Origin of the sequence: Methanohalophilus sp. WG1-DM (assembly GCF_004104135.1) — an archaeon.
GTDB classification, from domain to species: Archaea; Halobacteriota; Methanosarcinia; order Methanosarcinales; family Methanosarcinaceae; genus Methanohalophilus; species Methanohalophilus euhalobius.
Window position 1 is genome coordinate 40,355 of the sequence record NZ_RRBA01000012.1, and the last position, 15,672, is coordinate 56,026.

Annotated in this window: 11 protein-coding genes and 1 CRISPR repeat array; of the genes, 10 read left to right on the top strand and 1 reads right to left on the bottom strand. The window is 40.5% G+C overall.

Annotated features, from left to right (window positions below):
* Positions 1–7 precede the first annotated feature (7 nt).
* A complete protein-coding gene (brxL, locus tag CI957_RS08085; protein WP_206631058.1) occupies positions 8–2,047 on the top strand; it encodes a protease Lon-related BREX system protein BrxL in 2,040 nt (679 codons plus the stop codon).
* A gap of 105 nt (positions 2,048–2,152) precedes the next feature.
* A complete protein-coding gene (locus tag CI957_RS08090; protein WP_128754630.1) occupies positions 2,153–2,572 on the top strand; it encodes a ribonuclease HI family protein in 420 nt (139 codons plus the stop codon).
* Between the two features lie 51 nt (positions 2,573–2,623).
* Here CI957_RS08090 and CI957_RS08095 read toward each other — a convergent pair whose 3' ends face one another.
* The gene (locus CI957_RS08095) at positions 2,624–5,680 is read right to left on the bottom strand and encodes an ATP-dependent DNA helicase (protein WP_128754631.1); all 3,057 of its coding nucleotides are present in this window, start codon (positions 5,678–5,680) and stop codon (positions 2,624–2,626) included.
* A gap of 292 nt (positions 5,681–5,972) precedes the next feature.
* Positions 5,973–7,292: a CRISPR direct-repeat array (repeat unit 37 nt; unit sequence GTTACCATTCCCTTTTATCACGGGTGCTTATGTCAAC).
* Between the two features lie 369 nt (positions 7,293–7,661).
* On the opposite strand from CI957_RS08095, the gene cas6 reads away from it, so the two are divergent.
* Genes cas6 through CI957_RS08135 form a run of 8 tightly spaced genes read left to right on the top strand, consistent with a single transcriptional unit; the run spans position 7,662 to position 15,672 of the window.
* Positions 7,662–8,456, top strand: coding sequence for a CRISPR system precrRNA processing endoribonuclease RAMP protein Cas6 (gene cas6, locus CI957_RS08100; RefSeq protein ID WP_128754632.1), 795 nt, complete (start codon positions 7,662–7,664; stop codon positions 8,454–8,456).
* On the top strand, positions 8,453–10,795 hold the full coding sequence (locus tag CI957_RS08105) for an HD domain-containing protein (RefSeq protein ID WP_128754633.1): 2,343 nt from the start codon (positions 8,453–8,455) through the stop codon (positions 10,793–10,795). Before cas6 ends, CI957_RS08105 begins: the two co-directional genes overlap by 4 nt.
* A gap of 1 nt (position 10,796) precedes the next feature.
* Complete coding sequence (locus tag CI957_RS08110; protein WP_164909072.1) at positions 10,797–11,450, top strand: RAMP superfamily CRISPR-associated protein; 654 nt, start codon at positions 10,797–10,799, stop codon at positions 11,448–11,450.
* Positions 11,450–12,538 (top strand): RAMP superfamily CRISPR-associated protein, encoded by a 1,089-nt coding sequence (locus CI957_RS08115; RefSeq protein ID WP_096712442.1) that lies wholly within the window; start codon positions 11,450–11,452, stop codon positions 12,536–12,538. The genes CI957_RS08110 and CI957_RS08115 overlap by 1 nt, the downstream gene beginning before the upstream one ends.
* On the top strand, positions 12,535–13,035 hold the full coding sequence (locus CI957_RS08120) for a hypothetical protein (RefSeq protein ID WP_096712443.1): 501 nt from the start codon (positions 12,535–12,537) through the stop codon (positions 13,033–13,035). Before CI957_RS08115 ends, CI957_RS08120 begins: the two co-directional genes overlap by 4 nt.
* Positions 13,036–13,037: 2 nt before the next feature.
* Entirely contained in the window at positions 13,038–13,553 is a 516-nt protein-coding gene (locus tag CI957_RS08125; RefSeq protein ID WP_096712444.1) for a hypothetical protein, read from the top strand.
* Positions 13,554–13,555: 2 nt separating this feature from the next.
* On the top strand, positions 13,556–14,320 hold the full coding sequence (csx7, locus tag CI957_RS08130; RefSeq protein WP_164909073.1) for a CRISPR-associated RAMP protein Csx7: 765 nt from the start codon (positions 13,556–13,558) through the stop codon (positions 14,318–14,320).
* 2 nt (positions 14,321–14,322) lie between these two features.
* Positions 14,323–15,672 (top strand): RAMP superfamily CRISPR-associated protein, encoded by a 1,350-nt coding sequence (locus CI957_RS08135; RefSeq protein WP_164909074.1) that lies wholly within the window; start codon positions 14,323–14,325, stop codon positions 15,670–15,672.

Genomic DNA, 15,672 nt, shown 5'->3' on the forward strand with positions numbered 1-15,672 from the left:
CAGAAAAATGAACGGGACAGAAATTGATACATCCATTGATGAGAAATTGCAGCAATACTTTGCAGGCCGTGTGGTACGCAAAGACCTCACCAAAATGATGAAAGTAGGCTACAATGTGCCGGTTTATGTCCTTGAATACCTGCTGGGCTCCAACTGTGCCACCGATGATGAAGAGCTTATAGCAGCCGGTGTAGAAAAGGTAAAAAACATCCTGTCCCGAAACTATGTCAGACCGGATGAAGCTGAAAAGATAAAATCCCGTATCAGGGAAAGTGGTTATTACACAATAATAGACAAGGTAACTGTAAAACTGAATGAGAGACGAGATGTCTATGAAGCTGTATTTTCCAATCTGGGAATTGTCCAGGTGGAAGTTGAATCTGATTATGTAATGCGCTATGATAAACTGCTTGGTGGAGGTATCTGGTGTATCGTCAAAATGGAATATGAACCAGACCAGATGGGTTCACCCTTCACAATTTCGGACTTAAAACCCATTCAACTGCCCAACATCAATGTAAACGAGATCCTTGAAAACAGGAACTTTTTCACAAAAGAAGAATGGATGGACGTCCTGCTGCGCTCTGTGGGAATGGAGCCTTCCAATCTCGAAGAAAGAACAAAGTGGCATCTTATTGAAAGGCTTGTACCCTTTGTCGAAAACAACTATAATATGTGCGAACTCGGCCCCAGGAGTACAGGCAAGTCCCACGTTTACAAGGAAATTTCTCCCAATTCAGTCCTTATCTCCGGGGGACAAACCACTGTAGCAAACCTGTTCTACAATATGTCCACACGTCAGGTAGGACTGGTGGGCATGTGGGATGTTGTGGCCTTTGATGAAGTTGCAGGTATCAATTTCAAAGATAAGGACGGCATCCAGATTCTGAAAGACTACATGGCTTCCGGGTCCTTTGCCAGAGGTAAAGAGCAGATCAATGCCAACGCCTCTATAGCCTTTGTAGGTAATATCAACCAAAGCGTATCCTCTCTTTTAAAAACTCACCATCTGTTTGCTCCCTTCCCTGAAGCAATGAATAATGACAGCGCCTTTTTTGACAGGATACATTATTATCTCCCGGGCTGGGAGGTCCCAAAATTTAGGCCTGAACACTTCACCGACAAACATGGTTTTATTGTAGACTATATTGCCGAATTCTTCCGTGAAATGCGTAAATATTCCTATGCAGACAGTCTATTCAACTATTTCAAGATGGGGTCCAATCTGAACCAGAGAGACGTAATCGCTGTGAAAAAAACCTATTCAGGGCTTGTTAAATTAATCTATCCCAATGGAGAAATCACCCGGGAAGAAGCTGAAGAAGTACTTCAATATGCTCTGGAAGGCAGAAGGCGTGTAAAAGAACAACTCAAAAAGATCGGCGGTATGGAATTCTTCGATGTAAACTTCTCCTATCTGGATAATGAAACCATGGAAGAAGAGTTTGTCAACGTTCCGGAAAGTGGTGGTAACAAGATTATTCCTCCAGGACTTGGAAAACCAGGTGAAGCCTTTGCTGTTGCTCCAAATGAAAACGGAAAAATCGGTGTCTATAAGTTAGAACTGCAAATTGCCACCGGGAATGGAAAATATGAAGCCACAGGGCTTAGCAGCAATTCAGCAGCCAAAGAATCTGTCAAAACCGCTATCAATTACTTCAAAGCCAATGCCAAATCTATCAGCCAATCCATATCCACCAAAGAAAGTGATTATTTCCTCAACTTCCAGGATATGTATGGAATCGGACTGGCAGATGGTCTGACACTTTCCGCTTTTATCAGTCTATGTTCCGGAGCCCTTGACAAGCCACTGCATGAACAAACTGCCATAATTGGAGACATGACAATAGGTGGCTCCATTAATGCAGTGGATAATTTGGCAGACCTTCTCCAGGTATGTCTTGATGCCGGAGCAAAGAAAGTATTGATTCCTTCTGCTTCCACATCAAGGCTGGGAAGTGTACCACCTGAAGTGTTGAGCAAGTTCCAGCTATCTTTTTATGATGACCCGATAGATGCTGTGCAGAAAGCGTTGTTCTTTATGTGATCATTAGCTAATATTTGAGTAGATATTTATACACAAGTATTCATGAAAATCTACAAACAACAAATAGCAAAACTTCTTTATATGATATTTAAAATCTGTGAATAAATGAAACTAATTCAATTTGATGGAGCTGCAATACCAAATCCCGGTAAAAGAGGAATCGGAGCAGTTCTTCTTGACAATGGACAAGTCCTACATGAAATATCCGAAATGCTTGAAGGGACTGGCACTAATAATGAAGCAGAGTACAATGCCCTAATTCAAGGATTAAAAAAGGCACAAGCCCTTGGTTGGACTGACATCAATGTACAGGGAGATAGCAAACTTGTAGTAAATCAAGTCAATGGAAAATGGTCTGTAAAAAGTGATAATCTTAAAGGTCCCTGCCAGACTGCTAAAAAGCTAGTCGGACAGTTCAATTCAATAAAACTGGAATGGATTCCTCGAGAACAGAATGAAAAGGCGGACTATGCAGCCTCAAAAGCTCTGGGATTTCAAAAAGACCCTCATCATAGGAAATCTTGATTCTCGCTATTTTAGATAACAAATTCTACTGTTAGGAGGGAGTCCCTCCTTTCAACTTTCATTGTACCACTCACAAATCCCCTTATATTCACAGAAATAACAGTTCGGCTCTTCCTTGATCTCAAAGTCCTCGGCCTTGATATCCGCTACGATCTGCCTGACACCATCAAGTACAGAATTGATCTGTGCTTCGTCCACATCCATTAACCTGAGGTCACGGATCTTCGGATTGACATACATCAGCCCTGCTTTGATAGGATATTTTCCATACCTCTCTCTGACAGCCTGGCAGTACAGGGCAAGCTGTACATCTTCTGGCATCTTGTTCTTGCTCAATGGGTTTTTGCTGGTTTTGTAATCTATAACAATATAATCACCCTCAGGAGTCTGGTCGATTCGGTCAATCACCCCTCCAAACTGTGCTCCGTTCAGTTTGAGATCGAACTTTTCCTCCACAGCAATCGTTTCATTGACATTGCTTTTTTCAAACTCAAACCAGTATTCCAGCATCTGCCTGACTCTTTCAAGTTCCTGCTGCTCATGGATCTCTGAATCGAAAACAGAACCATCCCAGGTTTTATCCAGGATACGAGTGGCAAGTTCCATATCAATGGACTCACCCTGCATCTTGTGCCTGCAAAGCTGTTCAAACACAGAATGCACATCGGTTCCTGTCTGGAAGAATGTCTTTTGAGGAATCGGTATATTCAGTACATTGCTATACTTGAATTTCAGAGGACACTCCATGTATTGCCTGATCTTGGACGCTGAAAAGCGCATATCAGAATCTACAAGAGGTGGTAAATCTTCATTCACCAGTGCCTCCAATTCTCCCATCTCTTTGGGTGTGATCTTCAGAAAATCCTCAATATCAAAAACAGCCAGGTTGCCTTTATCCTCTATCTCTTTTAACTGAGTCAGCACCACCAGTGACTCCAGTGCCTGCTTCATCTGACCCTGGCCGGCATACATGTTCAAAAGCCTGAGATATTCATCCTGTTTCCCTTTCAATGGCGATTCCGTGGCAACAGTCTCTGTATCCTGCAATTTGTCAGTTTCAATGTATTCAATCAGGGGATTGGATTCACAATCTAACTGGGTGACAAACTCACTGGGCTTGACACCTCGTTTGTTGCCTGCATATTTTTCAGGAAATGTGAGATACAGTTTTTCCCTGGACCGGGTCATGGCTACATAGGCCAGCCTGCGCTCTTCCTCCAAGTGCAGGATTTTATCCTCCACATCCCTCTGCACACCCTTCTCAAGTTCCCTGGGAACACGGAACTGCTTTTTGGTGAATCTCAGGGGAAGATGGCGGTCAGCCATATCACAGACAAAAACAACCTTTGCTTCCTTACCCTTTGATTGATGGATGGTCATGACCTTAACAGTATTTTCCTCACTGGTTTCCTCCTCCCCGATATCCAGATTGAAAACAAGTTCCAGATATTCAACAGCCCTGGCAAATTCAGAACCCCCGTCCACAAGTTCCAGATCTTCTACCATACTGTTCAGGGAATTGAGGATATGAATATTCCTTCTGGAAGCCACGGTATCTGCAAGCAACTGGGCCCTGTATAGGTCGGTTTTCTCGGATAATAGATACTTCACAGTACCAGAGGGCAGGTGATTCTTCCTGTAATCGATAAGTTCATTGAGCCTGGCAAGGATGGACTTGACAAGTGCCTTTTGAATTACCGGCACATCATCCAGATGGTGTTGCAGCACAGAATAGATTCCGTCCCCTTCCAGTTCCGTTTCCCGGCTGAGCTTTTTTGCCACGGTATTGATCTTCTGGAGGTCATGTTCACTTACTCCTTCCCTTGCAAACACTCTGGCAAAAGCAATTCCACTGTTGAAAGGATCAGCAACAATATACATGTAGGCCAGGGCTTCCTGTACAATGGGATAATTTTTAAGCTGCAGATTGCCCACATATTCCACAGGGATCATTTTGCCTTTCAATGCATCACTGTACTTTTTCCCATCAGCACGTTTCCTGGTAAGTACAAAGATCTCTTCAGGAGTAATATCCTCTTCTTCAATCAGCCGCTGAATCTCATCTGCAACCCACCTGGCCTCACTGGAGTCATCGGGTGTTTTTACTACCTTTATTATCTCCCCATCGCCATTGTGGGAATGCAGAGTCTTATCTTCCCTTTCCGGATTTGTTGCAATCAATTGCTGGGATAATTGTACTATCTGTGAGCTGGACCTGTAATTGCGGTCCAGAGGTATTTTCTCAAGGGATGCATAGTAATCCTGCAGCTGTTTGATATTGGAAAGATAGGCACCCCTGAATCGGTAGATGCACTGGTCATCATCAGCAACACAGGTAAGATTTGTGCCATCAGCAATTAGATTGATAAGAAAAAGCTGGGCATAATTTGTATCCTGGAATTCATCTACCAGGACGTAATCATATCTGTTGCGAATCTGATTTCGAACAACGTCATTGTTTTCCAGCAGGCGACATGTCATTGTGATCATGTCATCGTAATCCATGAAATTATGGTCCCGTTTGTACTGCTGGTAATGTGAATAGAACCTGGCAAGGTCGGCAAGTTTGAGCAGTTCATCCCTTTCTTCTTCATCAACTATTTCGTCCAGCTTTCGCGTGACAAAATCCAGCAATTCCTGCGGACCTACCAGATGGTCATGTAACTGAGACACACCCTCCAGCAGGCTTGTGATGAGATCATAGGGTCTGTTGGGAATCGCAATATTCTCAAAACCAAAGGAGTCGATATTGTTTATTCCCCAGACATGGGAATGTTCCTGTGATATCAGTCTGGTACCCTGGTTGATGCCAGCATACAGGGAGAACTCCCTGAGCAAATCATTGCAGTAGGAATGAAAGGTGGATACCGTAATTCCGCTGGATTCACCAATGCGGTTTTCAATTCTCTCCTCCATCTCACCTGCGGCCTTTTCAGAGAAGGTAAGGGCAAGTATCCGGTCAGGAGAAAATCCTTCATCCACAAGGTTTACGACCTTTTCCGTAATGGTCAGGGTTTTGCCAGAACCAGGACCTGCTAGTATTAGAAGTGGTCCGTCTGTATAATCAACTGCCTGTGATTGTGAAGGATTGAGTTTGATATCTCCCACTTTTTAGTACCCCATTCATATTTTATTTTTCCAGCAAATGATTGATGGTAAGTTGTATAAGTTTTGTTATTTCAGTTTTTTAGGAGAGGTAGGACTTCATTGTATTTTTTAGAGGTGATTTAATTTGAAAAAGTAGTATTAAGGATTCAGATTAACGTTACTCTTCCAGAACTTCGATAAAATTTGTTCTTATCTCTCCTACCTTACGGAAGGAATCTCCTGTTTCAAAAGAGATGAATTTATATTTGAAACTGATCAATCAAGGAATAGATCTCCATTTCGTCGATGACGAGTTACCATTCCCTATTTTCTCGGGAGCTACTTTCAACTACAACACAGAAAAGAAAGATTTTGAGATTGAGTAGTTACCATTCCCTATTTTCTCGGGAGCTACTTTCAACACGACGAAATAGTAGCTAGGGTAGAGTACAATGACAAGTTACCATTCCCTTTTATCACGGGTGCTTATGTCAACGAAATTGTTGCGACTCTTGCAGATGTTGGCCTGTCCTCTGCGTTACCATTCCCTTTTATCACGGGTGCTTATGTCAACTCAATATTCATCTCAAATATTGCGCAGGTGAACTGGGTTACCATTCCCTTTTATCACGGGTGCTTATGTCAACCCACGTGGAATTTTCCTGGACACAGGCCGAAAACAGAACAAAGTTACCATTCCCTTTTATCACGGGTGCTTATGTCAACTTCATCCTGATAGTGTTGGTGAGTATATTGGATTGGAGTTACCATTCCCTTTTATCACGGGTGCTTATGTCAACTTATATTGACATAACTGACCAGGAAACGTTCAACCAGAGTTACCATTCCCTTTTATCACGGGTGCTTATGTCAACATAACATCATTCGCCCGCCCGGATTGGGATGACATATACTGTTACCATTCCCTTTTATCACGGGTGCTTATGTCAACCAAAGCAATTATCCTACAATAGTTGAAGTATACGGTGTGTTACCATTCCCTTTTATCACGGGTGCTTATGTCAACCGCAATGCGGTTTGATATTAAAATGCCACATATAGATTGTTACCATTCCCTTTTATCACGGGTGCTTATGTCAACACGGGGCTAGCCGTGAATGCACTAATGAACCAATTATTAGTTACCATTCCCTTTTATCACGGGTGCTTATGTCAACACTATCGCCCGTGATGAGGCCACATTCCAATTATTAGAGTTACCATTCCCTTTTATCACGGGTGCTTATGTCAACTTAGTAAAACTATACGTAGTGTGGTGCAGGTATAGGGTTACCATTCCCTTTTATCACGGGTGCTTATGTCAACATGACAGAAAATACAAAACCAACAGTAGCAGAACTTATTGCGTTACCATTCCCTTTTATCACGGGTGCTTATGTCAACGCAAAAACAAACGGGCACAGCACACCTGTATTTTCACTGAAGTTACCATTCCCTTTTATCACGGGTGCTTATGTCAACATGCTGTGAGGAACTTGCGGAACTATCCGTTGAATTGTGGTTACCATTCCCTTTTATCACGGGTGCTTATGTCAACTCCAAAAACATGAAGTCTTATAGAAGTGTACTTAATTGGTTACCATTCCCTTTTATCACGGGTGCTTATGTCAACCCTATGTTTTTTTCCTTTAAATCCTTTTTGGAGACCTTAGAATACTTCTTTTTGAGGGGGTAGTGTACAGACCTCAATTTGCCAGTACCCTTTAAAAAGGTCTGTACAATCGATAGCAGGAGGCGTCGTGAAAATTAACGCTGCCCACAATTGCCTGAAAATGATAATCTGTGTGTACAGACCTCCTTTTGGCTCAACCCCTTATAAAGGTCTTTACACATAGTTCATTAATCGAATTAAATCTATGACGTATTCATGATTTAAAATCATATAGGTGCGTTTATTGCATTAATTCATGTAGAAATAACTCCCTGTACAGAATAAATACAATAAGTTTATATGAATCCTCTTCTTATTATTTAGAGTGTCATGATAACCACGGTTGTACAGGTGGATATATCCACTAATCAAAACGTCAAGAAGAAGTTCATAGGCAGTGTATTCAGAGGCTGGCTTGGCTATAACCTGAAATGTGACACGAATAAAAAATGTGAAGGTTGCAAGGATACAGAGAAATGTCCTTATTTTATGGTGTTCAAAGAAAAAACAGGTGTCAGGCCATATTCAATTCTTGCTTTTGCAGATAAACAGAAAATCAGGGGAATAATACGTCTCTATGGCGATAAAAAGAAATTTGCGCCTAAGATACTCTCCTATATCAAAAAGAATGAAAATAATACTCATTTTGGTGGACAAAAATACAAAATCGATTCCATAAAAGCCTACAACCAGAATATCAAACCGATTAATACAAAAGATAGGGTCAGAATAGCTACTGTTTCACCTCTCCATCTCACGAGCAATCAGGATATGGAGATTATACCGTCCTTTAATACTATTCTCAGGTCTAGCATTCGTGCTTACAATCGTATTGCAAAATATCACGATACGGACAACTATCCATTCCATGTCGGTGAAGAGATAATTGAATCAGATGCCGAGATTGTCGATTTTGATATAAACACTGTGGAATATTCCCATGTAAACATAAATAACAAAAAAATGTTTTTCAGCGGGGTTGAAGGCTGGGTGGAATACGACACATCCGCTTTACCATCTGAAATAGGCACGATCCTGGGAATGGGTGAAGCCTTGCAGATTGGAAAACATACTACCTATGGCTTTGGAGGATTCATGGTGACAAATAAGGAGGATACAGATTGAATCAGAAGAATCAGAATATTGGGGTTAGTGATTGGTTCACTAAAAAAATAAAGGAAGATATTGATTATCCAGAACAGAGTAACAAAACACTGGATGTCTTCATTAACGATATCATAGGGATCCTGGACAATTCAAAAAAATTGAGTGATGCTGCAGACGATATCTATGACAAACTTGAAAAATCAGAATTCATCAACAATATATGTTCTGATTCTCGTTTCCCTATATGTTCCCTTTTCCATCACATGAAAAACACATCGGCTGTTGCAACATGTATTTTGTTTCAAAATATTGCAAAAGATAAGTCATATTTGGAGGAATGTCTGAAAGAATACGATATAAAGGCTGATTATGCAGAAAAGGATCTTGTTTCTCTTTTAAGGATTGCTGCACTGTTACATGATATTGGAAAACCGCGCTCATCAAGTAAAAAGGTAAGGTATGGACCATATTCTCATCATACCACTCAAACAAGAGAAATTCTGGAACACATACTTGAAAATACCAGTTCTAATCTTGTTGAAAAGTATGAATTGAATAAAATCGTTCCAAAACTTGCAGCACAGCATCATTCAAGAGATACCTCCACAAAACTGGAACGATTGCTCAGCAAAGCAGATACAGTGGCTTCAGCTGCAGACAGGATCAATGAAATTGACAGTAATCTGGAAAACGGAAATCTCCATCTTGAAAGCAAGGATAGAATATTTCCTCATGAGATCAACTGTGATGCAAAGGATTTGAAATGTCTGGAAAAGAATCATACCACTGTACTGGGTAATAGAAGCACAATTGATTGCAAGGTTGAAATCAAAGATCCGACAGCAAACTCTGCTCAACTGTTCTATGATTCTGTATGTTATGGAGGGCCTGTAAAATATCTCGGGAAAACACATCCAATATCGGGCAACATCGGTATTCTTTCTCTTGATGTAATGGGCATTCAAGGGTTCATAGGTGAAGCAGATAAACTCAATATGTTGAGGGGTGGAAGTTACTTTGTAGACAAAGTTCTCGAAGTAGCAAAAGAAGTAATTGCACATAAAGTATGTCCTGAAGCAGTCCTTTTCTGGGGAGGAGGCAATCTTCTCTCATTCATTCCAGCAACTGAAGATTATGAATGTGAATTAAAAGAGGCCATAGAAAAGAAAGTAAAGGATAAATCAAACGATGGATTGCAGGCTGCGGTAATTACCTTTGAAGAAGAACTTGCAAACGTTGCGGGACAGTTCAATGATACTCTGGAAAAATCGCAGAACGAACTTGAAACCAGGAAGAATGAGACAAGATCCAGACAGCCCATAAAGAATACGAAAAAGACATGCCAGTATTGTGCCAAAAGACCTGAAGCATCAAGTGGTGGTTCTTGCAAGGTATGCAAGGAGAAAGAAGAAAAAGGCAAAGACCAAAAAAACAGTCTTTTCAACAAATATATCAAGAATACTCATGATTGTTCCATACCCACAGAGCTTTCCCATCTTGGTGAATCGATCGGTGCACTGGTAATCGACGGAAACATGATGGGTAGATTATTCCAGCAGACGAGCACACCTGCAGAATATACCTATAAGAGTCACACCTTCAAGACAAAATTCGACAAAATACTGGAAGATTCAATAACCACTTTTCTTGATCAAGAACAGAATCTCAACCTGGTAAAGCATCGAAAAGAGGGTCTTGACTATCTTGGAATCGATGTACTCTATGCAGGTGGAGATGATGTACTTATTCTCATGAATGCAAAAGGCGTCATCCAGTTTGCAAGTCATTTGATTGAAAATGTATCTGAAGAGTTCATGTTTAAAAAGAAATTCTATGATACCACTACATTTGAGAATCCTACCGTGACCATTTCCTGTGGAATTGCAATTGCGGATAACAGTTTTCCTATCTATTTCCTGCTGGATGCAGCAAGAGAGATGGAATCCAGTGCCAAGAAAGAATTCAGGCAGAATACCAGCACAGATGATTACAATATAATCAAAATTCCAAAAGGTGCCATGTCAGTCACAGCTATAAGTTCTGCTATGCCTGGAAAGGACCATATTTCATTTGTTTTCCCTCATAATCTCAAAGATTTTGAACAGTTAAGCAGGATATTTGCTATTGCTTTCTATCGGGAAAAATCTCGAACTCTCATTTCAGACCTGGTTACATGCGGTAATTCAAAACATGAACGTTTGAACCTGATAAAATACATGTATTCATCTGTGCAGCGTAAAAGTGATAGCATAAATATTGATGATTGTGAATGGATGGCCGATACATTATGTAATGACAATCTGCTTTCGGCATCCCGTATGATCATACCTCATCTGTTACATGGGGAGGGGGAATAAAATGAATATTTGGAAAGTATCACTCAAAGCCACCAGTGATTTCCATACAGCAGGAAAATCCAGCGGTTCAACGATTGACTATCTGAAAAACAGTGAAGATATGCCATACATACCTGCCACTCATATCAAAGGGGTTATGCGAACAGAGGCAGAACGGATAATACGCACTTTAAAAGATGTTAATTGCTGGGTTACGGGTGACCCAGATCAAAAGGAAGTATCTGAAAAAAATAAGCGCAAAATTCGAAGCTGTAGTGATTTATCTGATGAAACGTGTGATGTCTGCAGAATATTTGGCACTCCCAATGACGATAACAAGTACACGGAAGGTAAAATTCGAGTAACTGATTTTGTCTATACGGAAGGGAATAAGAGTGCATCTGCAAGGATGCATGTATCTATAGATAGAGATATGCTTTCGAATACAGGTGGTAGATTATATCGAACAATTGCAGTACCATCAGGCACTGTTTTTTCAGGATATTTCATAATCCGAAACTTAAGTGATGACGATAATAAATTGCTATGGGCTGCCCTGCATTCAATGTGTCATTATGGTCTTGGTGGTGAACGGTCACGTGGACTGGGTAGTTTTGAAGTTGCTGGAATTGAAAAGATCAAATATGAGCAATTTTGCACAGAGGTAGATTTATAATGAAAGTTTTAACGGCAACACTGAAAAACCTGGCACCTCTGCATATTGGAACAGGAAAAAAGACTGGAAATTTTTCAAAAACCCTTGAGTATATTCCAGGCCGAACAATACGGGGGATGGTGGGGTATTACCTATACAATAATAACAAATCTCTATTCAACGCCCTTCGCATCAATGAAGATGAGGATATGAGTCAAACTGGAGTATTCTTCAAAAACGCTCTGCCGATTAATAAAGGTAAGTCCACACGAGCCTGTCCTGTATCATTTAAGTGGTGCAAAAAATGTGGTCATATGATTGAACCTGACAAAAAAGAGTGTACCAATACAGTGGAAGACAGACCGTGTTTGCATGAAGGGAAAAAATATGGAGGCTTTATTACTGCTGATTCGTTTGAAACAGGGGAACTTGAAAGCGTCTCGGTGAATACACAGATTTCTACAAAATGTCCGATTACACGAGATGGTAATACAAGTCCTGGACCATATGATGACATTGCTCCCTATAACATAGAGAGTATTGTAGAGGGTACAGAATTCGAATTCCAGTGTATTGTTGAAGATGAATATGTAGATGGTTTGAAAGAAGCATTGAATGAATCTGGTATATTTGGTGGACTGGGTGGTTTCCGCTCCCGTGGATATGGAACTGTGACATTTTCCAATTTCAATGCAACTCCTGCATCTGATATGATTCAGGAAAAAGCCAGTAATATCTCGCAATTCAAGAATGCAATGATGGTTACTAATTCTCCAATGATTCTCAGGGATGGTGAAACTTCCATTATAGGCTTTGATGAGAATTTCGAACAATATGTTTCTAAAAGTTGTGACATTTGCGCCACTCAGGGAAATTTCAAAATTGTGAGTGGAGATAAGGGTTCACAGAAACTCAATGAAGGTATTGCACGTGGCTGGTCCATTAAGGAAGGTAACAAGGTTTCCGAGATCATTCCCTGTATTGGAATGGGTAGCTGCGCAGTGGTTGAAGGAGACCCTGAAGTCATGGCAACTCTGGAAGTCTATGGAATCGGGGAGATGATCAACAGTGGATATGGTGACGTGTATTTCATGGAGGGCCATCTATGAGCAGCAATTTGATCGAAATCAATCAATATGCCTGGGAACTGGCAACACTGGCCATGTGGAAAGCTGGAAAAGAACTTAAAGCGTATTCTACTGACCAGATTCGCAGAATTGTAGCAGCTGGGAACTCAGGCAACATTAACGATATCAAGAATATTATAGATCAATATTCACCTGCTCCCCCTCAGGGGAAGAAAGAGTACCAGGCTCAGGGTGAAATCCGCGCAAAACGCCAGAAAAATAAGGACTTTGGGAATAATTTGATTCAAGTTATATCTGAAAGAGATGTAGAAGATATACAGCGTTTGTTACAATATGTATTATGGAATATAAAAATTCTTGAATATGCTTACAAGAAATCTGAAGATAAATTTATAGATGAAATTGCTCTGGAGCTTGATTGTGAATATGTAAATAAAGAAAAGATTACGGGTAATTTAAAGCAATTCATAGATGATAACAGAAGGAAAGGTAATTCCAGGGATAAAAGGAGGAGATAATTATGACTGTTGAGTTCAATAGAGATGAGTTGGGGAGTATAGTTCTGGATTCGTATGAACTTATGCTGGAAATTCCATCTCCCAATAAAAAAGGAGATAAATACGAAATTCCTTCCAGGGGCAAACTGAAAAATCTTCCTGAAGCACTGCGGGAGTTTGAAGATCCACAATCTGCAATATTACATTTCACAAAAAGTGCATCTTATTTTTTACCACGTTCTGATGCTAAATTGAGTGACTATTTGCAAATGTTGCTCTCCAAAGTCCAAAAGATACAAAGGGAAGAATCTGATCCTGAAAAAATCAGGGAAAGAATACGTTATCTTATAGGATACAGTAACTGGAGTATGGATGCGGTTTGTAATATATTCGGGATGTCTGCCAGTGATCAGCAAGTGCGTGAGAGGGTTCACACCATGGTCAATGCCGAACTTGGCCTTATTGACAGAGAAAAAGATGTTGACATAATCGTTGACAAAATTATGAAATGGAAATCAAACAATCCCAGGGGAAGATAATTATGTTCAGAAAACTGGTGGACAGAGCAATTTTGCAGTATAAGGTCACTACGAAATCCGATTTACATATCGGGGGTCACACTACTGTTGAACCTGCAGAGGTTGACAATCCTGTAATCAAAAATACGGAAGGTTATCCAATCATACCAGGTAGCAGTCTTAAAGGTGTAATGCGAACCGAAGTGGAGCGATTGCTTAAAGGACTGGATATTAAAGTATGTGATGTATTTGATAATGAAAGTTATGGAGGCTGTAATGAGTGTCCAGTTTGCTACCTTTTCGGAGGCAAAGATTTGGCATCATCGATACGCATTAAAGATGCAGTTGCCGATAATAAAAAGACATTGATCAGAGATAGTGTAGCCATTGACCGCCAGACAAGGAAAGCCCGTGATGGTGGCAAATATGATATAGAGGCAGTTCCCAGGGGTACAATATTCAAGGGAACAATAACAATAGAAAACACAGGAATTGAATCGGATGGTTATCTCTATGACCATGCAAAACTTGGTGGATTACTCGGTCTGATCGATTTTTTCAATGCATGCAGTGGAAACATAGGTCATGCTGTGTCCCGAGGATTTGGGGAAGTGGAAATTGAAATCGAAAAACTCAATCTGATTACAGCACAGGATTATCTTGACGGCAAATATGAAGGAAGCGAATATTCTCCACAGACTGATGAATATCAGGATTTAAAATCAAATGCTGCTGCTGACTGGTCCAAATATGTAAAAGAAGATAAGCATGTCTGTCAAGAGGGATGATAGTGACCGATTATAGCATCTTTCAAAATCGATGGCAAATAACTGCCAGGTTAACACTGGTTACACCTCTGCGTATCGGTGGTGGACAGAATGCAGGTGCATATTCTCTCTCACAGAGTCCAGTACTCTTATCCTATGATGCCCAGACAAAAAAACCCGACCCGTATATACCAGGCAGCAGCCTTAAAGGTGTATTGAGAAGTACGGTTGAAAGAATAATACGTACTTTCAATGAAAACAAATCCTGCATTGCTGTAAGTAATAAAAGAGATAACAATTTGCTTTGTGGAAAAGAGGATTGTATTCCCTGCTCAATATTTGGATCACAGAAAGAAGGTGCCAGTATTAGGGTACAGGATGCACATCTTTCCGATGAACTAAATCAGAACCTTGCTCTGGGAGAACGTCCACACTGTGCAACCCGCTATAAAAAAAGGGGACACGAATATGTGATGCAAACCAGAAAGAAAGGCAACGGACAAGTACCAAATGCAAATCCTCGCTTTGAAGAAATTGTAACAGCAAACAATTCGTTTGATGTCACTATTAATCTTGATAATGCAAACGAGCAGGAAGTTGGTTTTGTATTACTTGCCCTGAATGAATTCAACCATAAGAGATGCTGTCTTGGAGGAGGGACATCTAGAGGAAACGGGTTTGTAGATGTAAATCGGGTTAGGGTTGCAAAAAAGAGTGTTGACAATGATGATGATGCCTTGTTTCAGGTGAAGACAGAACAAATGGACCCTATTATGTTCTGTAATGCAGCAAAGAAGTACCTGAAAAATATAGATAACGGTGAGGATACATGTCGTAGAGATTTCGATGTATACTATCGTGCTTATTCTACCGATAAATTGGAAGGCAATGTGGTTGTTCCTTATGAGATTATTACAACGAAGGATTTCCAGATGCCAGGGGCAGATGAGGCTACCGTAACCAATCAAGGGGTACCAATAATACCAGGTTCAACCATCAAGGGTTACCTTCGACATACATTGATTTCTAAAGGTGAAGATGCAGATACTATAGACGAGTTGTTTGGTGCCTCTGTGGGTAATAACCAACATCGTTCAAGGATTTTAATCTCCGATGCATTTCCACTAGAACAATTTGCCTCTAGCGATATGATTCCTGCAAATACAAGACTGAAACTCTGGATGGTTTTTGATAATATTGAAAGGCACGAAGTTGAACTTATTAGCAACATCCTGAAAAAAGAATGTACAATTACAGGAAAAAGTGTTGCCGATCCCAACAAAACAGGAAAATCTTCACGCAATGTTGTGAGATTTCATCCAGTATTACCAGAAAAATTTGAGGCAAACAAGTTCCTGGAATTAATGGTATAA